The organism is Paenibacillus sp. G2S3 (assembly GCF_030123105.1).
Classification (GTDB): Bacteria; Bacillota; Bacilli; order Paenibacillales; family Paenibacillaceae; genus Paenibacillus_AQ.
Window position 1 is genome coordinate 6363346 of the sequence record NZ_CP126095.1, and the last position, 25504, is coordinate 6388849.

The 25504-nt window shown below is 47.2% G+C and carries 20 protein-coding genes; 6 read left to right on the forward strand and 14 right to left on the reverse strand.

Annotation, left to right across the window (positions count from 1 at the left end; genetic code table 11):
- Positions 1-163: 163 nt before the first annotated feature.
- The gene (locus QNH28_RS28140) at positions 164-640 is read left to right on the forward strand and encodes a DsrE/DsrF/DrsH-like family protein (RefSeq protein WP_283909423.1); all 477 of its coding nucleotides are present in this window, start codon (positions 164-166) and stop codon (positions 638-640) included.
- Positions 641-765: 125 nt separating this feature from the next.
- The gene (locus QNH28_RS28145; protein ID WP_283909424.1) at positions 766-2280 is read left to right on the forward strand and encodes an aminotransferase class V-fold PLP-dependent enzyme; all 1515 of its coding nucleotides are present in this window, start codon (positions 766-768) and stop codon (positions 2278-2280) included.
- 8 nt (positions 2281-2288) lie between these two features.
- Here the strand turns inward: QNH28_RS28145 and QNH28_RS28150 are convergent, their stop codons facing one another.
- Both QNH28_RS28150 and QNH28_RS28155 read right to left on the reverse strand, forming a co-directional pair.
- Positions 2289-3203: an aldo/keto reductase gene (locus QNH28_RS28150; RefSeq protein ID WP_283912283.1), complete on the reverse strand. Its 915-nt coding sequence runs from the start codon at positions 3201-3203 to the stop codon at positions 2289-2291.
- Between the two features lie 44 nt (positions 3204-3247).
- Complete coding sequence (locus QNH28_RS28155) at positions 3248-3865, reverse strand: TVP38/TMEM64 family protein (protein ID WP_283909425.1); 618 nt, start codon at positions 3863-3865, stop codon at positions 3248-3250.
- A gap of 182 nt (positions 3866-4047) precedes the next feature.
- On the opposite strand from QNH28_RS28155, the gene QNH28_RS28160 reads away from it, so the two are divergent.
- Positions 4048-4551 (forward strand): GNAT family N-acetyltransferase, encoded by a 504-nt coding sequence (locus QNH28_RS28160; RefSeq protein ID WP_283909426.1) that lies wholly within the window; start codon positions 4048-4050, stop codon positions 4549-4551.
- A 333-nt stretch (positions 4552-4884) separates the two neighbouring features.
- Here the strand turns inward: QNH28_RS28160 and QNH28_RS28165 are convergent, their stop codons facing one another.
- Genes QNH28_RS28165 through QNH28_RS28180 form a run of 4 tightly spaced genes read right to left on the reverse strand, consistent with a single transcriptional unit; the run spans position 4885 to position 9292 of the window.
- Positions 4885-5136, reverse strand: coding sequence for a hypothetical protein (locus QNH28_RS28165; RefSeq protein WP_283909427.1), 252 nt, complete (start codon positions 5134-5136; stop codon positions 4885-4887).
- Complete coding sequence (hydA, locus tag QNH28_RS28170; RefSeq protein WP_283909428.1) at positions 5136-6563, reverse strand: dihydropyrimidinase; 1428 nt, start codon at positions 6561-6563, stop codon at positions 5136-5138. Before hydA ends, QNH28_RS28165 begins: the two co-directional genes overlap by 1 nt.
- 2 nt (positions 6564-6565) lie before the next feature.
- Entirely contained in the window at positions 6566-7855 is a 1290-nt protein-coding gene (preA, locus tag QNH28_RS28175; protein WP_283909429.1) for an NAD-dependent dihydropyrimidine dehydrogenase subunit PreA, read from the reverse strand.
- A 45-nt stretch (positions 7856-7900) separates the two neighbouring features.
- Positions 7901-9292, reverse strand: a complete 1392-nt coding sequence (locus QNH28_RS28180) for an NAD(P)-dependent oxidoreductase (RefSeq protein WP_283909430.1) — start codon at positions 9290-9292, stop codon at positions 7901-7903.
- 317 nt (positions 9293-9609) lie between these two features.
- Between QNH28_RS28180 and QNH28_RS28185 the strand changes: the two genes are divergently transcribed.
- The gene (locus QNH28_RS28185) at positions 9610-11298 is read left to right on the forward strand and encodes a PucR family transcriptional regulator (RefSeq protein WP_283909431.1); all 1689 of its coding nucleotides are present in this window, start codon (positions 9610-9612) and stop codon (positions 11296-11298) included.
- Here QNH28_RS28185 and QNH28_RS28190 read toward each other — a convergent pair.
- From QNH28_RS28190 to QNH28_RS28215, 6 genes are all read right to left on the reverse strand, one after another.
- A complete protein-coding gene (locus QNH28_RS28190; RefSeq protein ID WP_283909432.1) occupies positions 11264-12631 on the reverse strand; it encodes an aspartate aminotransferase family protein in 1368 nt (455 codons plus the stop codon). The two genes, QNH28_RS28185 and QNH28_RS28190, sit on opposite strands and share 35 nt — an antisense overlap.
- Positions 12632-12662: 31 nt before the next feature.
- The gene (locus QNH28_RS28195) at positions 12663-14126 is read right to left on the reverse strand and encodes a CoA-acylating methylmalonate-semialdehyde dehydrogenase (RefSeq protein ID WP_283909433.1); all 1464 of its coding nucleotides are present in this window, start codon (positions 14124-14126) and stop codon (positions 12663-12665) included.
- A gap of 104 nt (positions 14127-14230) precedes the next feature.
- Positions 14231-15331: an ABC transporter substrate-binding protein gene (locus QNH28_RS28200; protein ID WP_283909434.1), complete on the reverse strand. Its 1101-nt coding sequence runs from the start codon at positions 15329-15331 to the stop codon at positions 14231-14233.
- Between the two features lie 244 nt (positions 15332-15575).
- Complete coding sequence (locus QNH28_RS28205; protein ID WP_283909435.1) at positions 15576-16490, reverse strand: ABC transporter permease; 915 nt, start codon at positions 16488-16490, stop codon at positions 15576-15578.
- Positions 16490-17302: an ABC transporter permease gene (locus tag QNH28_RS28210; RefSeq protein ID WP_283909436.1), complete on the reverse strand. Its 813-nt coding sequence runs from the start codon at positions 17300-17302 to the stop codon at positions 16490-16492. Before QNH28_RS28210 ends, QNH28_RS28205 begins: the two co-directional genes overlap by 1 nt.
- A gap of 2 nt (positions 17303-17304) precedes the next feature.
- Entirely contained in the window at positions 17305-18087 is a 783-nt protein-coding gene (locus QNH28_RS28215) for an ABC transporter ATP-binding protein (RefSeq protein ID WP_283909437.1), read from the reverse strand.
- Between the two features lie 281 nt (positions 18088-18368).
- Between QNH28_RS28215 and QNH28_RS28220 the strand changes: the two genes are divergently transcribed.
- Both QNH28_RS28220 and QNH28_RS28225 read left to right on the forward strand, forming a co-directional pair.
- Positions 18369-19961: a histidine kinase N-terminal 7TM domain-containing diguanylate cyclase gene (locus QNH28_RS28220; protein ID WP_283909438.1), complete on the forward strand. Its 1593-nt coding sequence runs from the start codon at positions 18369-18371 to the stop codon at positions 19959-19961.
- A 138-nt stretch (positions 19962-20099) separates the two neighbouring features.
- Positions 20100-21572 (forward strand): alpha-amylase, encoded by a 1473-nt coding sequence (locus QNH28_RS28225; RefSeq protein ID WP_283912284.1) that lies wholly within the window; start codon positions 20100-20102, stop codon positions 21570-21572.
- A gap of 581 nt (positions 21573-22153) precedes the next feature.
- Here QNH28_RS28225 and mprF read toward each other — a convergent pair.
- Together mprF and QNH28_RS28235 are read right to left on the reverse strand one after the other, a co-directional pair.
- Complete coding sequence (gene mprF / locus QNH28_RS28230) at positions 22154-24805, reverse strand: bifunctional lysylphosphatidylglycerol flippase/synthetase MprF (protein WP_283909439.1); 2652 nt, start codon at positions 24803-24805, stop codon at positions 22154-22156.
- Positions 24806-25052: 247 nt separating this feature from the next.
- Positions 25053-25403 (reverse strand): FlxA-like family protein, encoded by a 351-nt coding sequence (locus QNH28_RS28235; RefSeq protein WP_283909440.1) that lies wholly within the window; start codon positions 25401-25403, stop codon positions 25053-25055.
- Positions 25404-25504: the final 101 nt, after the last annotated feature.

Sequence of the window (25504 nt, forward strand, 5' to 3'; positions counted from 1 at the left end):
ATACTTCTCCCCTCCATAACCATACTAAGGACATTCCAAGCTAACACGCCTTCGGCGTCCTCTTAAGGACCGTAAGCGTTTATGCAAGAATTATAAGGATAACGTATATCGTGAAACTTATACTTTCTTATCATTCAAAACAAGTAACAGGAGGACTATGCAGGTGAGTAAAAAAATAAATCTTCTGATGTTCAGCGGAGAATACGACAAAGCCATGGCTGGACTGATCCTAGCGAATGCCGCGAGAGATATTGATGTAGAGGTTACGATGTTTTTCTCTTTCTGGGGTTTGTTTCTGGTGCGTGATCCGGAGAAAATGACACTTGAGGATAAGAGTATTTATGAGAAGCTGATGGATGTCATTACGCCAAAGGGCCCTGGGCAACTGCCACTCTCCCATTTGAATTTCAACGGGCTGGGCCGGATGATGCTAGAGGAGATGATGGAGGAGCAAGGCGCGCCGAAGCTGATTCATTTTCTAAAAGGGGCTCGTAAAAAAAATATCAAGTTCTATGCCTGCAAGCTCTCTGTCGAGATCATGGGCTTTAAAACAGAGGAGCTGCTGCCAGAGGTTGAGATTATCGATGCTGCGGCATATTTAAAAGATGCACTAGAAAGCGATGTTCAATTATTTATTTAAATGATTCCACTAGGCTTTAACCCAATTCTCCAAGCAAGCATATACTGGTGCCATAGAAACTACTGGTACGCCGAAAACACACTTATAACCTTAGAATAAACGGTGTACGGGCTGGAGGGAAATCCGTGCTAAACATCATCCACGCCTCTTCTGCAGAGACGCCCGCTTCACTACAAAACCATTTTGAGACTTTTCGTGAGCACACCATTGGAATTCGGCATCAGATTACCACGCCCTATGGTAGACAGCCACTGCTGTATGCCGATTGGACCGCAAGCGGACGCTTATATGAACCGATTGAGCGGAAGCTGCAGGAAGCCTTCGGTCCATATGTTAGCAATCCGCATACAGACTCCAACACGACCGGATTAACTATGACACTGGCTTATCATGAAGCACGGCAAATCATCAAAAAGCATGTAAATGCTGGCCCTAAGGACGTCCTGCTCTTCTGTGGAAATGGAACAACGGGAGCCGTAAACAAGCTACAGCGCATTATGGGTTTAAGGCTCCCCGAATGGCTTCAGGAATATAACACCCATTCGATGGAAGAGCGTCCTGTGATCTTCACCAGCCATATGGAGCATCATTCCAATATCCTTCCCTGGCAGGAGGGGATTGGTGACGTTGTGACTGTTCCTCCCGGAGAGGACGGGAATATAGATCTCCAGCAGCTTGAAGCCCAGTTGAAATTGTATCAGCATCGCCGCTGGAAAATCGGTTCATTCACAGCTTGCTCCAATGTGACCGGAATTCAGACCCCCTACCAAAAGCTTGCCGCGATTATGCACCGTCACGGAGGCCTGTGTTTTGTAGATTTTGCCGCCAGTGCTCCCTATGAGCCTATCAATATGCATCCTGTCTCGCCGCTGGAGAAGCTGGATGCAATCTTTTTTTCTCCGCATAAATTTCTTGGTGGACCGGGCACGAACGGAGTTCTAATCTTTGACGAAGGACTAAGTAATGGGCGTATTCCTGACGAACCAGGTGGGGGTACAGTGGCTTGGGTCAATCCTTGGGGAGGACGCCGTTACACCAATGAAATAGAGATGCGGGAAGACGGGGGAACACCAGGGTTTCTGCAAGCTTTTCGGACGGCATTATGTGTGAAATTGAAGGACCAAATGAATGGAAGCGGTCATTATATGGTGATTAGAGAGCACGAGCTGTGCCAGCAATTAATGAACGGGCTCCGCCGCATACCCGAATGTTCGCTGCTAGCTGGACATCATACAGAACGCCATGGCATTGTCTCTTTTACACTGCGTGATATTCATTATAACCTAGCAGTCCAGCTACTGAATGATCGCTTCGGTATACAAGCCCGGGGTGGATGCTCTTGTGCAGGTCCATATGGGCATTACCTGCTTGAATTAGGATGGACGCAATCTGCTCAGATCGCTGAGGCTATTACTGTAGGAGACCAGTCGCTTAGACCGGGTTGGATCCGCATCTCTCTACACCCCATTATGACGAATCAGGAAGTAGAGAGAATTGTATCCGCCGTACGGAGTATTGTGAACCATATCCAGCAATGGAAACAGGACTATTTTTATGATTCCTCGACAAACAGTTGGACTCATATCTACAATGAGGATCATCCTGCTGAGGCGAAGGTCAAAGAGCTTTTTTCAGTGTAGTTTCCAGCTTATTGCGCAGTATCCTTCACCATATCCAGATCAGCAGCGCTGGCGTTAGAGATAACTTGTTCTACATTTTTACAACCTGGAATTACACTGGTTACTGCGGAATGCTGAAGACACCACGCCAAAGCCCACTGCGCCATATCGAGACCAGAAGGCACTTCGTTGGCAGCAATTTCAGCTACAGCGCGCAGCTGTTTTTGCCTTACATCCTCATTATGGTTAGCACGGACATCACCCTGTCCAAAAACCGCATCCGGCTTATATTTACCGCTCAAATAACCACTTGCCAACGGAACGCGAGCCAACACACCTAATTGATTCTCAATGCATAGCGGAAGAATCTCTTCCTCAGGTTGACGATCCAGCCGATTATATACTACTTGTATGGCCTCTGCCTGCACATCCGCTGCCGCAGAGGTCTGATGTACACCCGAGCCCGATGCACTTATAGAAACGCCTAAATGACGGATTTTCCCTGCCTGCTTCTGTCTGTCGAGCATACTCCACAGCTTATCATTATCAAATTGCTCATCGGTTCCAGAATGGAATTGATAGAGGTCGATGTATTCGGTCTGAAGCGCTCGCAGGGAATCATCCAGCTGCTTCAGTACATCCTCTGCACGCCATAGCTGTTCCCGCTGCAAATGCCCCTGAAAATGATGACCGAATTTCGTAGCTACAATCCAGTCCTCGCGTTTCCGGCGGGCCAGATAACCCCCGATGAACTTCTCCGACAAGTGATCCCCGTAACATTCTGCCGTATCAATCAGGTTAATACCCAGCTCTCCAGCCTTATCCAGCATGGCATCAACTTCTGCTTGAGTGAAATCCTTGCCCCACTCTCCACCGAACTGCCAAGTACCCAAGCCAATCACCGATACATTCATCCCTGTACTGCCAAGCTTGCGATATTTCATCATCATTTCCTCCTTTGTTCTATCAAAATAGTCCTTACACAGCGCTAAGCAATCTCTTTCCCTTCCTGTGCTGTTCTAGCGAACCGCGCCTCGATGGCTTTGACTCCCCATAACGACAGTCCAATAAACAAAACAACATAGATAATCTCCCACGGTTGGCGAATGAAGCGTTCCAAATCGTTGCCAATGTATGAAACTGCGAATACCATGATTGCTTTGCCCACAGTGAGCGCAAGGAGATATGAACGAAACCTCATGCCAGCAAGACCAGCAGCCATATTAATTACAACGAAGGGGCCCACCGGAAATATACTAAGCAGAAATACATAACTGAACCCGCTTTGCCGTACCCATGTCATGCTTTTCGCTACCTTTGGCCGCTCTGCCCATTTGCGCAGATATCGATGGGAGGCTACTTTGCGAATAATCCAAAATGTTGTCACACAGCCCGCAACAAGGCCAATCCAAGAATACAAAAAACCTAACCATAAACCATATACAGCCCCGTTTAATCCGACGATCGCAATAGTTGGTAGTGGTGGTATAAATGATTTCATAAACGTTAATGCGATGCCCGGAAAGGGCCCAAACGAACGATATTGTTCAAGCAGATGCCGCAGATTATCCTCTGTCAGCCAAGACATAATATCAAGAAAGTACATAACCAGCTGATCTCCTCATCCGATTGGAATTCTTAACACCTGGTCTCAATTATACACGAAGTTGCGAGCATTCCTACAGCTGTTCCAATATAAAGAAAACAAGCTAGAACTACATGAATGACAGCGGGTAAACACTCAGTTACTATAGATAGAAAATACATATGAGATAGGGGCGCATGGTTATGATCATTCATTCAGCAGCCTTGAATCTAAAACGTACTACAGAGCAGGATTTAGCATTCGTATTAGCGACAGAACAAAACGAAGGAAACCGTGCCTATATCGGACAATGGAGCAAAGAGGAGCACACTACAGCCATCCATGATTCAGATATTCTGCACCTTACAATTAGGGATCGCTCTGGAAAAAGAGTCGGTTATATCATCGTAACAGGACTTCAGGACACCCATCTTTCCGTCTGCATTAAAAGATTCGTCATCCATTCCAAGGAGCTTGGATATGGCAAACTGTCGCTTCGGCTCGTGAGCGACTGGATCTTCCAACACACCAAGACGCATCGGCTATGGTTGGATGTTAGAGATCACAACCATCGAGCTCGACATGTCTATGAAAGCTGTGGCTTTACACTGGAAGGCACTCTTCGTGATTGTATAAAAGTAGGGGAACAATTTGAATCTCTGCATGTCATGTCCATATTGCGGCATGAGTATATGGAGCGTGAGTAGCAGCAGAAATAGATTAGGGAAATCCTCCCTGATTTTTGGTATTTTAGTTGCTTAAAACTGATAATTAGGGAAAACTTCCCTAATATTTAGCGGATTTGCGTAAAATCGGCCCTATTCCAGTGATTTTTAGGGAGGTTTTCCCTAAAACATCTAGTTTGGGGCCGTAATCGGCTATTTTTGGGGAGGATTTCCCTAAAAAGTATATTTCGATACGATAATCGGCTACTTTCAAGGAGGTTATCTTCACACATCTCTCATGGGCACAACAAAAAAGCCGAGCACCGAGCACCCAATCCTACAGGAGCTCATTACTCAGCTTCAAATCCCCTCACTTCAAACCTCTCCACTGTAACAACTGGATTGCTCGCCTGCCACCCTCAGCTCCGCAACCACAAGGGTCGTCACGTACTTACGGGCATCCGCTGTCAGTAATAGTAGTTCTATTGAGCTCTTGGCCGGTTCCCCTCTAACAAACTTTATCCGAGCGCCGTCCAAATCCTCTTGAATATTGGCAATTGTATATCCTTTAAAGAGCAGCCCGTCGATCTCTTGCTGTTCTTTGGCATATTCCGCAAAAGCAGACATCAGACTACACCTCCGCTAATTTCCGCCTTGGAAGGAAGAGGAGCCTCCGCTGCAAAACGTTTGCGTTTTAAATATTTTCCCGAGCCAGCTTTGCCGACAAATTGCTTATCTCGGATCACAAACTCGCCTCGACTGAGGACGAAAACAGGCTCTCCCTTTACTTCAAAGCCCTCAAACGCATTATAATCGACGTTCATATGGTGCGTTTCTGCGGAGAGTGTTCTTTCTACAGCTGGATCAAAAATAACCAGGTCAGCGTCGCTACCTACCGCTACTGTGCCTTTTTGCGGGTACAATCCAAACAGCTTGGCACTGGAGGTCGAAATAATATCCACGAATTTATTCAGCGAGATCCGGCCTTTCTGCACACCTTCCGAATATAGAATCGTAAACCGATCCTCGATGGTCGGCCCACCGTTCGGGATTTTGGAGAAATCGCCAAGTCCCAGATCCTTTTGCCCTTTGAAATCAAAGGAACACTGATCCGAACCAATCGTCTGCAAGCTGCCGCTCCATAGCGCATCCCACAATACATCCTGATTCCACTGCTCACGCAGTGGCGGAGACCACACGTATTTGGCGCCTTCGAAATTAGGCTTTTCCAGCGCCGTCTGATCCAGCACTAAATACTGCGGGCAAGTCTCGCCGTAGACGCGCAGTCCCTTTTTACGCGCTTCAGCAATCTTCCAAGCAGCTTCTGCACAGGTCACGTGTACAACGTACAGCTGAGAATCTGTCAGTTCGGTTAGATAAGCTGCACGTCCCGTGGCTTCACCCTCCAGCTCCGGCGGGCGGGTCAGCGCATGAAAGATCGGGTCAGTGTTGCCTGCGGCCAAGGCCTGCTCAACAAGATATTCAATGACATCTCCATTCTCTGCATGCACCATTACGAGCGCACCTTCTTTTTTCGCGGCTTGGAGGGTCTTAAAAAGTGTGCCGTCATCCGCCTGAAAAGTATTCTTATAAGCCATAAATACTTTGAGCGAGGTAATGCCTTCATTCTCTATAATCTCCGGAAGCTCGCCCAGTACTTTATCGTTTAATTCTGAGACCATAAGGTGGAAGCTGTAATCAATCACCGCTTTATGCTGCGACTTATGATGCCATGTATCTACAGCCTGCTGCAGCGGTTGTCCTTTGGTCGTTAAACAAAAATCAATCACTGTAGTGGTTCCGCCATATGCAGCCGCAATGGTTCCCGTCTCGAAATCATCCGCTGTAACTGTGCCGCCAAAAGGCATATCCAGATGCGTATGAGGATCAATGCCTCCAGGGAACACATAACACCCAGAGGCATCTATAACCTCCGCACCCGGGGCCTCCAAATGAAGACCGATCTCCGTAATCACCCCATTTTCAATAGCGACATCACCCGTATAAGTATCTGCTGCGGTAACGATGATGCCATTTTTAATAAGCTTCTTCATCCTCATACCACCTCCACTTCTGAATAAGTACCATTCAAGCTGCCAATCACCTTCTGACGCTCATTCCAGGTCAGAGGGGCTGCCCCAGTGTCCACCGGTACCATCTCGATCGCGCCGTCTGCTGGACAGACAATAGAACAGAGATTACAGCCTACACAATCTTCCTCGCGGACCTGTAGAATAGCTTTCCCATCTGCATTAGTTAACATATCAATACATTGATGTGAAGCATCTTCGCAGGCAATATGGCATTTATTACAGTTGATACAGTTCTCCTCATTAATGCGGGCAACAACCTTATAGTTGAGATCGAGATCCCCCCAGTTGGAGTATCTAGATACCGATTTGCCGATTAGCTCTGTTACGGAAGCCAACCCTTTATCATCCAAATAGTTGTTCAGCCCATCGATCATTTCCTCCAAAATCCGGAAGCCATGATGCATGACCGCTGTACACACCTGAATGCCCGTTGCACCCATCAGCATGAACTCCACAACATCCTGCCAGGTCGAAATCCCCCCAATACCAGAGATAGGAATACCCACACCTCGATCACGAGCACATTCCGCTACCATGCTAAGCGCAATAGGCTTTACAGCCGGACCACAGTATCCGCCATGTGCGCCCTGCCCCCCAACGTTCGGAATGGTGTTCCAGCTATGAATATCTACACCAGCAAGACTGTTGATGGTGTTGATCATACTAATCGCATCCGCCCCACCCTTAACCGCATGACGGGCAACGACGGTGATATCCGTAATGTTGGGCGTCAGCTTCACTATCACCGGAGTAGTCGCTACTTCTTTTACCCAGGTGGTTTGCGCCTGCACCAGATCTGGTTGCTGCCCCGAGGCAGCGCCCATCCCGCGCTCAGCCATTCCATGTGGACAGCCAAAGTTAAGCTCCAGACCATCTACACCAACGTCCTCTACCCGCTTAACGATCTCATGCCATTTATGCTGCGTTGGTTCTACCATCAGGGAGGCTATAATCGCATGATTCGGGAATCTTTTCTTCGTTTCATAGATTTCCTTTAGGTTGACCTCAAGCGGACGGTCGGTGATCAGCTCGATATTGTTAAAGCCCGCAACCCGCTGACCATTGAAGTTCACAGCCGCAAAACGCGATGAGGTATTAATGATCGGATCACCAAGCGTCTTCCACACCGCTCCGCCCCAGCCCGCTTCAAAGGCCCGCTGCACTTGATAGCCTGTATTCGTAGGCGGCGCGGAGGCCAGCCAGAACGGATTGGGTGATTTGATTCCTGCGAGATTAATGCTTAAATCTGCCATTGATGTTCCCTCCCTGTCATGTAAAATCCAATTTGATTGCTACGCTCAACCCGCAGATCTAACAACGACCTCCTGCTGGCCTGAGAACTGTTTTACAATTGCATAGGCTGCGTCTTTCCCCTGCTGGGCTGCTGATACTACCATGGCCTCACCTTTGCCTGAACCAAATATGATATCGCCAGCGGCATAAATTTGCGGATCGGAGGTTTGACAGGTGGCTTCATCCACCTTTACAACCCCACGGTCATGCACAAGGCCTAAGGAATCTATTAGATCTAGGCGACGCTTTTGACCTATAGCTATTACAACTGCGTCTACAGGAATCAAGAACTCCGAACCCTCTGTCGGCATAGGCACTGGACGTCCATCCTTGCCCAGCTCCTCTGTCAGCTTCATCTGCACACATTCCAGTGCGGTTACATTTCCAAGCTCATCCCCCACGATACGTTTCGGTAAGGTAAGCCAACTGAACTCCACACCTTCCTGCTTCGCAAATTCATATTCAAAGTCGTAAGCCGTCATCTCTTCACGCGTCCGGCGATAGATCATTTTTACATTAGCGGCCCCTAGCCGCACCGAGCATGTAGCTGCATCAATAGCCGTATTGCCCGCACCTATGACAGCGACCCGCTGGCCCATCAGCTCTAGCAGAGGATTGCCAGTCTTAGTGGATTCTACGAGTGCAATGGCATCATATACGCCAGCCAATTTTTCACCTTCAATCCCTATCGAAGGCACATAACCCATACCCGCTGCCAAAACGATGGCATCATAGTCGGACTTCAACTCGTCTACAGAGACATTTACTCCGACTTTTACACCTGTACGTATTTCCACACCCAGCTTTTCTACCTGCTCTACTTCCCAAAGAGATATAGACTGCGGAAGCCGAAACGACACAATCCCATGCGTATCTAGTCCACCAGCCAATTCCTTCGCCTCATAGATCACAACAGCAAAACCTTCACGGGCGAGCTCCCTAGCCGCCGACAAGCCCGCAGGACCACCGCCGATTACGGCTACCTTTTTCCCATTAGGAATGCCAGCCTTAAATAATTGAACTCCGCTGTTCATCGCCCAATCTGTCGCATAACGCTGCAGTAGTCCGATTTGGATCGGCGCCGAAGCATCATTTAACACACAAGCTCCTTCGCACAGTTCATCTGTAGGACACACGCGAGCACAGCTGGCACCCACAGGATTGGAATCCATAATCGTCTGTGCCGAACCTTTCAAATTGTCAGTAGCGATCCGTTTGATAAAGGAGGGGATATTAATGCTGGTCGGACAAGCTTTTATGCAAGGGGCATCGTAGCAATATAGACAGCGGTTAGCCTCATCCATGGCACCCTTATGAGTCAGAGGCGGCTCAGCCTCGGCAAAGTTACGCATGAACATATCTGGTGTAAATGCTGTTAACGGAGAAGAATGCTCCATCACTAGTCCCTCCTTATGGGTACTTTCTCAATTTTATGTTATATAATATAACATTAATTCATTTTTTTCTGAATCTTTTGCTTACATCTTTGAATTATTGTAGTAATATAAGCATTAATAGAAATTATCTCTCAACGCTCTTCCTAATCAAGTTATATATACTGACATTCGTTAATCAAACTATAGTCATTTCGAATTTTCGTTGCATTAGACACTTTGTCTAATTTCGAAACCGTATTTTTTACGTGTGAGAATAGGCTGAGAATAACAGGACGTTAAACAGTGGGCATAGCACAGAAAAGCGAGGGGGAATAACTATGGATTGGGAGCTTGTGTTAACCATTCGTGACGCTTTAAAAAGACCACTATTCGCAAAAGCAGAGGTCATCGGTGGCAAAAGTGGCTTAAGCCGTGCCATTCGTTGGGTGCATGTGCTGGAAAGTGCCAACTTTGATACTCTAATTCATGGGGAAGAAATGATTCTGACTACGGGGATTGGCGCAAGTGTCGATCTGCCTTCCTCCTTGGAATTCATGCAGAACCTAATCGATAAAAATGCAGCCTGTTTATGTATTGAGTTAGGCACATATTTCAGCACTATCCCACAAGAGATGATCGACTTAGCTAACGCAAATGATTTCCCGCTGATCATCTTCACCCGCACGGTTCGCTTCGTTGATATCACCCTAGACCTCCATTCCATCATCATCAATCGGCATCACCGGATGCTGCAAGAGCTCGAAAGCATCTCGCGCGAATTTCACCGCCTGACGTTAACCTCACAAGGAACAGTGAAGGTGCTGCAATTATTATGTAAAAGCACTCGCACACAAATTATCTATATGCAATTGCAAGGCAAGCCCTTGTTCTTCCCAGCACTCTCGCCTGAAGAGCAAGCGCCTCTACTGAATTTCTTCACCGTCTTCGGTGACGAGATGGAAGGTATTCAACCAGACACCGCTCCTTACACCCGAGAATACGGACAAAAGACGATTGCTATTAAGCCTGTGGGCGCGCTGGATCAGACCTGGGCTTATATCCTGATGGTCTGCAATCACAAGCCACAAGAATTTGATTGCCTGTTGCTAGATTCCGCCTCTCTGTCCATTGCTCAAGAGCTACTGCGTACCCGGTATATGGAGGAGCGTAAGCTTTTTTCAGAAAATCTATGGGTCGATGAGCTGATCAATGGTCGTATAGAGGATGACAATCGTTTAAAAGGCTTGATCGGTTCCAATTTCAACATGGTCAACGAACTCCCTTACCGTGTATGCCTTATTGAAATCAAGAACCCTAGAGACGTAAAATGGAACAGCTCAGAGAACGAATGGGAATCAATCACCTTCCACCTTTCGCTCATCCTGCGTTCCATTTTCGAAAAATATTCCCTACGTCCGCTGATCACACTCAAGAACAATCGCCTCACCGTCATCGCACTCGACATTCAATCGAAAATGCCTGGAAAAATGCGGCTGCAGCAAGCACTTGAGTCCCTTCAGCATATCCGCTCCGATGAGAAGCTCAAAGATTTGCAGCTGGTCATCGGAGTCAGCAAATCGCATAAGCGTCTAAAACAAGCCTATTCCGGTTATCAAGAAGCCCTGCAAGCTTTATCGTTATACTCTTGTTATCAGAAGTCACCGCTCTTTTACGATGAGCTTGGCGTATTCCAGTTGCTACTTAGTCTAAATGACGGAAAAACGTTGCAGAACTTCATTCGCAGCTATCTCGGCCCACTGATCGATCACGATCAAACTAAAGGCAGCGAGCTCCTTCTCACGCTCCGTGTCTACCTTGATCATGATGGTTCCAAACAAATTGCCGCACGGAATTTATTCATCGTCAGACAGTCACTTTATTACCGTCTGGACAAAATAACAGAGCTGCTAGGCGAAGACTTCATGCAGCCAGAGAACCGGATCTCCATTCAGGTCGCCCTGCGCGCCTACCAATTTCTATATCCGGACAAAATCACTTTGCCCAGCCCCCGCTCAGTACAGATTTGAAGGTATCTATAATAAACTCTATATCTTCATCTGTGGAGGATAACGGCGGGGCGAAGGTAAGCACATTGTTGAACCCAGCTACCGTATCACCATTCTTGCCGATAATAAGTCCTTTGGATTTACATTCAGCAATAATGCCTTTCACAATACTCAGATCAACTGGCTTTTTGCTAACCTTATCTTCAACTAGCTCGATGCCTGTCACTAAACCAAAGCTGCGGACATCCCCTACAAGCTTGTGATCAAGCAGCTCGGTGAATTCCGTATTTAGCCTTTCGCCTAAAAGATCCGCACGTTCCACCAGTTTCTCCTGCTCGATAATTTCCAGATTACGCAGCGCCAGCGCACATGAGGCAGGATTGCCACCAAAGGTATTCACATGGCGAAAATGGCCATAGTCATCGCTATTGTCCTTAAACGCCTCATAGATATCCTTACGAACAGCGGTGGCGGACAAGGGAAGATAAGCACTAGTCAGCCCCTTAGCCATCGTCACGATGTCAGGCTTCACATTATAGTTGTGATGTCCAAACTTACGTCCAGAGCGCCCAAATCCACAAATCACTTCATCCATAATAAGCAGCACGCCGTGTGTGCGGCAGATTTCCTGCACCCGATCCAAATAAACCTGATGAGGTACAATGACGCCACCGCCCGTAATTACAGGCTCCATGATCACCGCAGCTATCGTCTCCACGCCTTCCCAGATGATCGTATCCTCAATGGACTGGGCACACTGGAGGTTAAATTCTTCTACAGACATCCCTGCCGGGCGGCGATAGCTGTCCGGGGGAGCTACATGCAGAAACCCACCTGTCAGCGGTTCATATTTATATTTGCGTTGTGCCTGACCTGTTGCGGATAACGCACCCAGCGAGCTGCCGTGATATCCACGATAACGGGCAATGAATTTATGGCGATAATGCTGGCCAATTTGCTGCTGGTACTGGCGGGCCATTTTGAAGGCAGCCTCATTGGCTTCTGACCCACTATTGGAAAAGAAGATAACATACTCGTCTCCAAGCCACTCATTCAGCTTCTCTGCCAGCGCTATCGCCGGGAGATGACTTTGAGTCAGTGGAAAATAAGGCAGGGTCAGCAATTGATTATAGGCTGCTTCTGCCAGCTCCTTGCGGCCGTATCCCACATTTACACACCATAACCCAGACATTCCATCCAAAAAGCGGTTGCCCTGTATATCCGTAATCCACGACCCACTTGCCGAAGCGGCAATCATAGGTGGGTTCTTTTCACTATAAGGCGTGATATTGTGCCATAAATATTTCTGATCCTTGTTTACCGCAAGCTCACTATCATTCCCCAGACTCTGCATAACATTTTCTCCTCTCAGTAGCTCATTTTCTCTAATAACGGGCAGTGATCATCTTTTTACGGGTATAGAATTCCACCCCATCACGCCCATTGGCATGCAGATCTCCATAGAACGATTTCTTATAACCCGAGAAAGGGAAAAAGGCCATTGGCGCAGGCACGCCTAGATTCACACCCAGCATCCCTGCATCAATCTCTTCCCGGAACTCGCGGATCGCTTTAGCACTATCTGTGTAAATGCACGCCCCATTCGCGAATGGAGACTGATTCGTCACCGCAATAGCTTCACTCAAATTCTTCACACGAATCACAGACAATACCGGCGCAAAAATCTCATCCTCCCAGAGGGTCATTCCCGGCTGCACATGATCAAATATCGTCGGCCCGATAAAATAACCCACACCGCCCGCAGCCGCATCTTTCCGCCCATCTCTCACTAGCTTGGCTTGTTCAGCTTCTCCAATCTCAATGTAATCGAGCGTACGATCCTTATTCGACTGACGGATTACCGGTCCCAGAAACACCCCATCATCGGCACCATTACCCATCTTAAGCTCATTCGCAGCCGCTACCAGGCGACTGACTAGCTCGTCAGCGATAGCCTCATGGACTACCACAACCGAGCAAGCCATACACCGCTCACCCGCAGAGCCAAACGCAGCGGCAATTATATTTTTCACCGCATTATCCAGTTCTGCGTCAGGCAGCACAATCGAATGGTTTTTAGCTCCTGCTAACGCCTGCACTCGTTTCCCCTGCGCCGTCCCTGTCTTGTATACATATTCCGCTACCGGCTGAGAACCCACGAACGAAATCGCCTTCACTTCCTCATGCTCCAACAGCCCGTTTACCACCTCATGCGCTCCATGAACAACATTCAGCACACCGGGCGGAAAGCCCGCTTCAGCAAATAGTTCAGTTAACCGATTAACCAGCAGCGGCGTACGCTCCGAAGGCTTCAGCACAAAGGTATTCCCGCAAGCAATGGCGAGTGGAAACATCCAGCAAGGGACCATCATCGGAAAATTGAACGGAGCAATCCCACCAATAACTCCTAGCGGATAGCGGTACATCCCGGATTCAATTCCAGTAGCAATATCCGGAAGCTGGCTGCCCATCATCAATGTGGGGATGCCTGCGGCAAATTCAACACACTCAATGCCGCGCTGCACCTCACCCTGCGCCTCTTCCAGATTCTTACCGTTCTCCAGCGTAATCAGCTCACCCAGCTCATGCCAATGCTCTACCAGTAGCTGTTGATATTGAAAAAAATAGCGTGCGCGACGCGGTACAGCGACTTTTTTCCAAGATTGAAATGCCGTAGCCGCAGCCTCGACCGCCATTCCCAACTCTTCTTTATTTGATATAGGTACATAAGCAATCACTTCGCCGGTCGCCGGATTGTATACCTCTTCTTCCTGTCCGGATAACGACTCTACCCAAGCTCCATTCACATAATTCTTAACCTTCTCGACTTGTTTCACTAGGAGAGACATAACTCGCACCTCTTTCTCTATTTCAGATGCACAGATGGACTGCTGATTACAATAGATGACCGCCAGAACGGGCGGCCATCTATTATAACTATAAGTTCGGCTTGTTATTTTGCTGCCATTTCTACGATTTCGTTCGTGTAAGCCTCATCCACCTTAGCTGGCTCTTTAATAACACCGAACTTTTGCGAAATATCAGCCGTTTGTTGAAAGGCCGCTGCATCGGTATATCCCATTTTCGCACTGTCAAAGCCTTCTGGCAGAATCAGCTTGGCAACCTCGGTCATCATCGTCAATTGATGCTCCTTAGTAGTACTGCCGTCTTCCGCTTGCTTCATTACACTGTCCACCGCAGCTGCAGGATCGGTAATGGCGTCTTTCCAGCCTTTCAATGAGGCGCGAACAAACTTCGCCGCAGTCTCCTTGTTCTCCGCAAGCCATTCTTTATTGGCGAATAAGTTATCCTCAAGCATCGCTACGCCTTCTGTATTCATATCAATGACATTCAGATCCTCTGCTTTAATGCCCGACTCAAGCACAACCTGATATTCGTTATAAGTCATCGCCGAAGCCGCATCAATCTGATCACCCAAGAACTGATCCATCGTAAAACCTTGCTTCGTAAAGCTTAAATCCTTATTCGGATCGAATTTATATTTATCGAATAGGGCTAATAACTCAAATTCATTGCCACCCATCCAGTTTCCAACTTTTTTACCTTTTAGATCGGCTGCGGAGTTGATGCCCGCCGATTTTTTGGAGACCAGGACCAGTCCGCTCTTTTGATAGATTTGCGCGATCTGCACCAGAGGCATTCCCTCTTCAAGACTTGGAAGCAAACTTGCTACCCAGCCAACACCGATATCCGCAGAGCCCCCTGCCACTTGCTGTTCTGGAACAATATCCGGACCTCCCGGCAAAATCTCTACATTCAGTCCTTCTTCCTTGTAATAACCTTTATCCTGCGCCACAAAATACCCAGCGAATTGTGCCTGTGGCACCCATTTCAACTGCAGCTTCACTGTAACTGGATCAGCCGCAGGTTCAGTCGTAGCACTTGCCTCAGGAGCTACTGAAGCTTCAGGGGCAGTCGTGGCTTCAGCAGCCGAATTATTATTGTTGCCCCCGCAACCCGCCATTAAAGAAACTACCAGCATCATCACTACCACCAACAACCCACCACGAAATTTGCGTTTTTTCCCGTTCATCAATCGAACTCCCCCTACCGTAATTTAGGTTTGTAACAAGCAAAACGCCTTCGGCGTCCTTATAAGGACGATAAGCGTTTAAGCGAGAAATATAAGGATGATGTATAGTGTGAAACTTATAAATCCTTATATTTTAAGACAGCACAGTATGGACAATCATCGTGATGCGTTTTATGCACACAGCTGCGGGCGGTTTCTCTATTCCATTCCCACATAGCTGGATGTAGTGATGCTAAGGCTAATGCTATCGTTGCGAAGGGTGCCACTTAATGAACACTTTCTCAAGCCGCTCAACCACCAGGTAGAAGAGTACCCCTGCAATTGCAGCCAGGACAATACAGGACCAGCCAAGCGGCATTTTGGCGACCTTTATGGAATTGGAGAGCAAATACCCAAGCCCTTTGGAGGAGAAAAAGAATTCCCCGACAATAGCCCCGATCATGCTGGCAGTGGCATTAATTTTCAGCGCCGTAAATACATAGGGAAGACTGTTTCGAATCCGCAAATAACGGAACACTGCAGGTTTACCCGCCGCATAAGAGTGCATCAGATCCAGCGCCAGCGGATCAATCGCTGCCATGCCTTTATAGGCGTTGATTGCCATCGCAGCCATCGTAGTTGCAGTTACTATGGCAATTCGCGAGCCAATCCCATCCCCGAACCATAGATTCATAATGGGCGCGAGGGCGACGATGGGTACAGCATTTAGAGCAGCAACCAAAGTTAGACTTCCACTTCCCCAACGCGGCCACGCTGTAGCAGCTAGAGCAATCAGAAATCCGATCGCAGAACCAACCAACATTCCCAGCACAGCCTCAGTAAGGGTGTATCCGGTATAGGACAACAACATGCTGAAATTATCCCTCATGGTCGTGGCAATTGCTGTAGGAAGCGGCAGCTGATATTTTTTCAGATCAAAGATCTTATGAAAAATTTGAAATTCCCATAGTGCAAGGAATAGTACACCAGCTAATACAGGCAACATCACCCCTGCACTAAACATTCTCTTCAGCATTCGCGAACTGCCCCAACGTGTAGCCTCTTCCATAGGCTTTGGAATTGCCACAGCATTCTTCTGTGCAGCCGTTAGTGCTGGCTGAGCCATCTCTTTACTTGTTGGGCCAATAAACTTGGTCTCCCGAACGGAGTTGGTTTCCATTAGCAGCTACCTCCCTTCGGTCGAAATTCAGGCTGCCACGGTGCCACTAGACGTTCTATTAGACTGATCAACCAATAACTTGCAATCCCCAACAAAGCACCCACAATCACCGTAGACCAGAACATATAGGTATGAGAGCTGCCATAGTAGAGATTGCGCAGCATGATTACACCAACCCCGTGCTGCGCACCCATAAGTTCTACGAGAATAGCGCCAGTTACAGCAAGCGGAGCAGCAATCTTAAGTCCTCCGAACAGTCCTGGCAGAGCCGCTGGAAATCTGAGCTTCCAATAGACTGCCCATGGTTTTGCTGCGTAAGAATGCATTAATTCGAGCGCTGAAGGATCTACACTTCGCAAGCCGCGCAGCATGTTCAGTGCCACCGGGAAAAAGGTGATATATCCCGAAATAATAATCCGCGAGGTCTGCTCATCACGCACAATCCCATAAATAATCGGCGCCAGCCCCAGAATCGGAATCATCTGGGAGGCGATAGCGTAAGGAAATGTTAACTGCTCTATCGTCTTCGATAAGCTCATCAGTACTGCCAGCGAGGCACCAGCCACCGCGCCAATCAGAAAGCCAACACCAGCATTGCCAAAGGTCGCAGCCCCCTCCTTCAGAAGTGTGCCACTATACTTCCACAGCGTGGATAGCACCTCATGAACATAAGGCAATTTGGACTGAGCTAGCGGTGTCTCCACCACATGGAGCAACATCCATGAGGTCCCTTCCCAGACCAGCAGCAAACCAAATATCCAGACAAACAACGGCAGCAGGCGCCCCCGTGCAAAGATAGTGCCCCCTTTCATCCCTACACCCCTTCGAAGCTGTCGCGAATACTCGCGATCAGCTCGAAAAACTCTGGGCTGTTTCTCATTTCCGCGGTGCGTGGACGTGACAGAGGAATTTCAACCACAGCGGACAAGCGACCTGGATGTGGGGACAGAACAAACACCCGGTCAGAGAGGAATATAGATTCAGGAATACTATGAGTTACAAAAACAATTGTGTTCTGCACCTTGCTCCAGACGGACAACAGCTCTTCATTCAGACGCTCACGTGTAAACTCATCCAGCGCAGAGAACGGTTCATCCATCAGCAAAATTTCCGGCTCCATCGACAACGCTCTGGCAATTGCTACACGTTGCTGCATCCCCCCACTAAGCTGCCAAGGATATTTATCTGCGAAGCTCTGCAGGCCCACTAAATCAAGAAGCTCCAACGCCTTCTCCTCACGGATCGACTTCTTCACTCCCATCAATTCCAGTGGCAATGTAATGTTATGTTTTACCTTGCGCCAGTCATACAGCACAGGACTTTGAAAAACAATGCCATATTTCTGCGCTAGCCTTGCTTCTCTAGCGCTTTTTCCAGCCACTACAATGTTCCCACCTGTTGGCACGATGAGATCGGCCATCAGTCTCAAAAGTGTTGTTTTTCCACATCCGGAAGGTCCGAGCAGTGAGACGAACTCCCCCTTGGCAATATCAAGACTCACCTGATGCAGCGCAAGCACATCGGCAGCTTCTGTCTGATAGCGCATTTCAACATTTTCCAGCTGAATTTCAGGAATATTTGTCGTGAGTAATGACATTCTCAGCCCCCCTTATCAAAATAAGCTGTGCAATTAATGTTAATTAATCTGACTCATCAGAGAGTGTTCCGAGTTAAAATCTTCTGTTGTGTAGTATTAACTAACATGTTACACGCTGCTCACTGGACTCTCATTAGACAATTAGTAAAATAGCTCCCGCTAAATCACGTCATTTTGTCTAAGGGACATTTATTCGAGTTTAAAATGAAGTGATTTTTAAATATTTGTAGATATGTGGTAATATTTATCCATATCTTTCCTTGGTAGGTGACAATAGACCCATGGGATCTATAATCTCGAATTATATTGTAATTGTTGCTATATCAGGTGTGCTGAGCGTGTTACTAGCCCTTTTCGCCTATTATAAAAAAACTGATTTCTTAGGAATTAGAGCCTTTGTTATAAGCTCTTGCACTTCCGCGATTTATACCTTCGGCTTCGCACTAGAGCTGTCGGGAAAAACACTGGAGGAAATGAGTTTTTGGATTAAAGTAGAGTATCTGGGGATGCCTTTTATAGCGCCGGCGAGCCTTATCATGGTGATGCATTTCGTGGGGCTGGAGAGTCTACTTAAAAAGGGCATGCGAACGGCACTGTACATAATACCGTTTATTACAACGCTGATGGTATGGACCAATGATTACCACCATCTCTTCTATAAATCCATTTACTTGCGGGACAATACTCCCTCCCCACTTGTTGATGTAATAATGGGACCTTGGTATATCATTCACGGCAGCTTTACCTTTGGCTGTCTACTGGCAGCTATCTGCCTCATGTTGTGGCAGTGGAATCGGATGAAACGGGTATACCGCAGACAAATCGTAACCATTCTAATTGGACTAAGCCTCCCAACTTTAGGCTCTTTTTTATATTTGATGGGCCTGACTCCCTACGGTATGGATCCCGTTCCAATCATTATGAGTATCACTTCCACCCTATATATCTGGGCCATCCTATCAAGAGGCATGTTAACAGCTGCGCCTATCGCTCGTGAGAATTTATTTGAAAGCATGAGAGATGGGGTGCTTGTTACCGATCTCTCGGACATGCTCGTTGATTACAATAGCGCAGCCGCGGATATGATAGAAGGACTTAATTCCTCGGCGATTGGCAAACCGCTGGCGCAACTGTTTCTTAGTGCAGGCAAAGATGCCTTGTCCTATGTTATGGATGCACAGCCGCTACTGCGCGAAGAACGGGAAGTTGCTTGGAACAAAGCAGACGAGACTTGTTACTATCAAATTCGATCCTCTCCCGTACAGAAACAAGGGGGGGACATAGCAGGACAAATGATCATGCTGATTGACGTAACTGACCGAGTCCTACTTCAAGACAAGCTACGTCAATTGGCTACTACAGACAGTCTGACGGGGATTTATAACCGTACCTACTTTTTGGAACTGAGCCGAGAGCTTCTTGTTCAGGCCGCGAGCAGTCGGAGTTCATTAGCGATTATTTTGATGGATGTGGACTTCTTCAAGAGCATTAATGACCGCTATGGACATCTATATGGAGATCAAGCTCTCCAGCATATTGTTCAGGTCTGCAGCAGGCATCTGCGGGAGGGAGATCTCTTTGGCCGTTATGGTGGCGAGGAGTTTGTGATCTGTCTGCCAGATACGTCGCTCAAGCAAGCCGCACAGCTTTGTGAAACCATCCGCGCTGATATTGAACAAAGTGTCTTGTATACCCTCATCGGGCCTATTAACGTGACCGCCAGCTTCGGAGTTGTGGAAGCCCTAAGTCCTGAAGCCACTCTAGAAGAGCTGCTGTCAGAGGCTGACCATGCCCTGTACAGTTCCAAACGAAACGGACGCAACGCTGTCCACCTCTCCCAGAGGTCAGAAATTACACTTTTCAAGCCTATATAAATAGCATCCTTGTCCCTCCCAGCGCATTCATCAGCCGGCCATATTTTTCATAGTCTGTTTTTAAGTTTAATAAGAGTTATCTGAAAATCTAATCAGAGTGTAGAAAAAATTCGCTTTATGGATATGGAGGCGCAAGAAATAATGAGGAACCATACAATGATGCAGTTTTTTGAATGGCATGTTGCTGCGGACGGCAAACACTGGGATCGCCTAAAAGAAACAGCTCCCGCACTAAAAGCCGTAGGCATTGATTCTGTTTGGGTACCTCCTGTGACAAAGGCTGTCTCCGCCGACGATACAGGCTATGGCGTGTATGATCTATACGATCTGGGCGAATATGACCAAAAAGGTACGGTACGCACCAAATATGGCACCAAACAAGCACTGATTGACGCAATTTCGGAATGTCAAAAAAACGGCATCGCCGTGTACGTTGATTTGGTCATGAATCATAAGGCAGGTGCGGATGAAAAGGAAGTCTTCCAGGTTATCGAAGTCGATCCTAATGACCGGATGAAAGAGATCTCGAAGCCTTTCGAGATTGAGGGCTGGACGAAATTCACCTTCCCCGGCCGTGGGGATAAACACTCTTCTTTTAAGTGGAATCACAATCATTTTAACGGCACTGACTTTGACGCCAAATCGGGGCGAACAGGTGTATTCCGTATCGTAGGAGAGAATAAAACCTGGAACCAGAATGTCGACGACGAGTTCGGTAACTACGATTACCTAATGTTCGCAAATATCGATTACAGCCATCCAGAAGTCAAAAAAGAAATGATTCAATGGGGAAAATGGCTGGTGGACACACTCCACTGCAGCGGCTTTCGCTTGGACGCCATCAAGCATATCAACCATGAGTTTGTGAAAGAATTCGCGGTAGAGTTGTTCAATAAATGTGAGAAGGATTTCTATATCGTGGGTGAGTTCTGGAATTCGGATTTAGAATCCTGTCGACAATTTCTAAATACCGTCGATTATAAAATCGACCTCTTCGACGTATCCCTTCACTACAAGCTGCATTCGGCTTCTTTGGGGGGCAGAAACTATGATTTAACCAAAATTCTTGACGACACACTGGTGCAGACTCATCCTACCAATGCTGTAACGTTCGTGGACAATCATGATTCTCAGCCCCATGAAGCTCTGGAATCGTGGGTGGATGATTGGTTTAAGCAAAGTGCCTACGCGCTTATCCTGCTGCGACGCGATGGATATCCTGTGGTCTTTTATGGCGATTATTATGGAATCGAGGGTCCTACACCCGTAGCAGGTAAAAAAGAGGCGATTGACCCGCTACTATACACCCGCTATCACAAGGCCTATGGTGAACAGAAGGATTATTTCGATCATCCCAATACGATTGGTTGGACACGACTCGGCGTGAAAGACATCGAACGCTCCGGCTGCGCAGTAGTGATCAGTAACGGTGAGAACGGTCAGAAAAGAATGTTCGTAGGGGAACAACGCGCTGGTGAAGCATGGGTAGATTTCACTCATAATCACAAGGCGACTATAACGATTGAAAAAGATGGCTGGGCGACCTTCCCCGTCAACGGTGGAAGCGTATCTGTCTGGGCCCTACCTGATGCAGAAGTCGACAAAAAATAAGGCTGTGCTATTTAAAATAGATGAGGCTGTCCTGCAAAGTAGTGAATGCTGCTTACGGGGCAGCTTCATCTATTTTATGGAATAGTCCAAGTAAAGATCTCACTTAACTATTAAACCTTTTCAGATTGGGTGATGATGGCAGACGATGATGAGGATATAGAGCGGGAATGTGGAGCGGGGACGTAGGATGTCCGCGGGGATGTTAGGTGGGCTTTTTTTGCGGTGGGCGGAGTAGGTATAACACTAATTAGGGAAAAGCTCCCTGAAAATATTCGATATTCGCTTATAATCAACGAAATTAGGGAATTCCTCCCTAAAAATTAGGGTAATGACTTGAATTTCTACCAAATCAGATGAATTTAAGGGATATTTTCCCTAATTATAAATCTAATGACCAGTAATCTTAGAATTTCAGGGAGAAATTCCCTAATTGTTGTATTGGTGTTTCACTCAATCCATCATTTCAAACTTCAATTAACCCTCAACGAAAAAAAAGGGGCGTACCCAAGTAGCTAAAACTACTTTGAGACGGTCCCCTTTTCTTTAGCTCCAATGTACGCAGACTTCGCGTTCATCTCCCTCTATTCCTCCGCCTTAGGATGGCGGGATACTAACCTCACCAGATCCAGCGTCAAGATCGGCAACGCTATGGAAGCCGGATAAGCCAAGTAACGCGGTTCCCACTCCGGACTGAACTTTTCTTTATACCGGCGCAATCCGACAAAGCCGTACCAATGCCCCCCTCTTTTAAATACGAGATGAGCCAGCTTCTCCTCTTTCAAGGCACCCACATTCTCACCTACACTGGACAGCGGAGCATTACCTAGATTAAATCGATGATATCCCTTAGATTTCGCCCATTCTAGCAAACGGACAAATAAATAATCCATCGTTCCGTTCGGTACATTCTTTCGATGTCGCATTAAATCAATCGATAGGGTCATGCCCTGATCATACCCGTATGCAATAGATGCAAATGCCAGGATCGTCCCTTTGGCATTCCGAAGCAGCACGATCGGAGCCAGTTGCAGATAGGCTTCATTAAACCAACCCAACGAATACCCTTTTTCGGTACGTCCGTTCAACCATTCGTCTGAAACAGATCGCAGCTCCCTTAGCAAATCTTCAGCGTGCGGCGTCTCTACAACTTCGAACGCATATCCTTCCCGCTCAAATCGGTTGCATACGCTTCGCAGATCACTGTTCTTCTTGCCACTGAGCGTAAAGGTATCAAGCGTTACCAACGCCTCTTCCCCCAGCTTGAAAAAGTGATATCCCTGCTCATGATAGATCGATAAGAAATCAGGTGTGGCCTGATAAAAAACTACTACCAAACCGAACTTATCCGCAGCTTGCCTAAATTCACTGATCGCCTCATTCATGAGACTTCTATTTCCCAATGGATCACCAAGGACTACAAGCTTATCTCTAACCCTAGCGAAAGCGAGCAGCACCTTGCCGTCTTGCGCCCAGAAGAAGCTTTTGTCACCCAAAAACAACATATGCGTTAAGGCATTACCTTGAGCTTCGCCTAGAAAACGTTCCAGCCTTGCCATATCAAAATTCCCGAATAACTCCTCAGGTTTACGATGGGGTCTAAGGGTTATCAGCAAAGTAAGAATGATCCAAGAGAAAGCCAGCCCCCCCACGGCTGTAAAAGCAACATGACTATGCCGCTGTAGCCACTCTGGCTCTACACCGGGTGGGAGATGCTTCAGAAACCCACGATGAACATGGCTTCCCAATAGATAGTAGCTTAAGGCAATTACTGAAGTAAGCGCAAGCCACCAGATCGTATTCTGTCTGCTGACAGGAGCACTAATCCTGTAGAACCGGGATCTGGAGATCCACAGAATGAGTGCAACGAGGAGCAGAAACAGTGCCTCTTCATAATCAAAGCCTTTTGCCACCGCAAACACGGACCCAGAAAATAACAGAATACTGGTCCAAATATACGCGCTACGGACCCGTAATGTAATGCCTCGCGACAACAATATGAGCATAAAACCAATAAGCACAGATAAATGATGTGAGAGCTGCATGATCGAGAATGACAATATTTCCTCTGTAATCTTCAGCCGGTACAACAATCCAGGCGTAGCAGTTGATAGTAATAGTATAAGCCCACTAGCTAATACAAGCTTGCCTAGAGCCCACACACCAAGATCGCTCAGAAAGGTATACTGACCCGGCCATCCCCAGATCTTCTGCCATATGTTAAGAGAGGGTTCGAACCCTGGAGCTGAACGATCTTGACCCTTTTTTCCCTGCAGACCAAACTCCAGAGCAGCCAGCACCAGACCGATCAACCATGGAATGAGATAATAGAACAATCTAAAAATTACAAGCACCGCCATGGCCTGATCACTTTTGAATCCAAGCTGCGTGAGACCCAGCAATGCGATAAGATCAAAAGCACCGATACCACCAGGTGCCATACTCAAGATGCCCGCGATCGCAGCAATCGTAAAAATACCGAATATGACTGGAAAATGAACCTCGTGCAAGAGATGGCTACTGATTGTCCAAAACGTTACGCCAGCAAAACTCCATTCCAGAAAGGAGGCACCCACAGAAGCAACTACTGTAAGCCAGGGTGTTCTACCTTGTCCCCGATTAATCCACTTTGCATAAAGAGCAGAGCGCTGTACAAACACAAAAAACGGTAAATAAAGCGCCATCCCCCATACCGCAAATACTAACCAATGATGCTCTTCCAGCAATGCCGTTGCCGGGAGTAAACCAAAAATATTTGCCCAAGAAAGTAAAGATAACCCGGTAATCATGAGTGGTGATAGAAATACGATTGCCGGTGTTAGGACGGAAGTTGGCACTCCGCTTTTTTTGTACATCAACGTTCTTAAACCTACTCCAGCCAGACCTGCAAAACCAATTAAATTATTAAACGTATTAGCAATCCAGGCATAGCGGAAGGTGTCCCACAGCCCTACTTTTAAACGAAAATGTGCCCGAATCAAATAATCGTAGGCACTCATTACAGCTACTGCAAGAAGCGCAAATCCAATCATTTGCAAAACGGCAGACGTAGGCACTCTTCTTAACTCGCGCATAATAAGTCCTAAATGAACCTGCTTTAGCTCATGCTGCCCCTCCCAATACACCAGCGCTATGATAGCCACTGGAAAGAGAGCTCTCACCGCTCGGATCCGGTAAATGGATAAGAACAGCCTTACAATTTTGAATCTCTCTAATGTCTGTTGTTTTGAATGCATGAGGCCACCTACCTTTACCGCCGACACACGTTGTGCTAGACAATTTTTACAACCATTTCATTATAACAATTATTGGAATAAAAAACCCATGATAATCAACACCTACTACATTAGACTGCCAACACAGCCCTAATCCCTGCAATAGAACACCGAAACTGTAGTTTACACGTAAAAATGCACAACAAAAAGGACATCCCTCACGGCAAAGGATGCCCTCCCTGTTATGTAGCACGGATCTAACTAGCGTTTATACTCGAATATCAAATCTACCTTTGCTATCCGTTGTTGCGGTAGCGATCTCTTGCGGACTTGCTGCAGCAAGCGCATTGTTCGCAGGTTTAGCAGGCGCCTCTACACCACTGCCTGCGGTGGAAGTACTGCTCTGAGTCTTCTGCGAGATTTGTGCCTCGATGGTCTTAATCTGTTGCTCAATTTGCTTCGTTTTCGTTTCCTTGGTCTTGTCATCGTCTGAGCTGGCATTAATCTTGTCTAGTTCAGCTTCCAGCTTCGCTTTTTGTTTCTCAAGCGTACTGGTATCTGTAGCGCTAGATGTCGAGGTAGTATACGATGTGGAACCTGAGACTGCGGATATACTCATGGTCATCCCTCCCTTCCTTACCTCCAATATAATCCTTTTGCAAGTAAGGAACGTTAAGACCCGCTGAAAGTTTGCTGAAAGTACTCCATGCTAGGTTACAA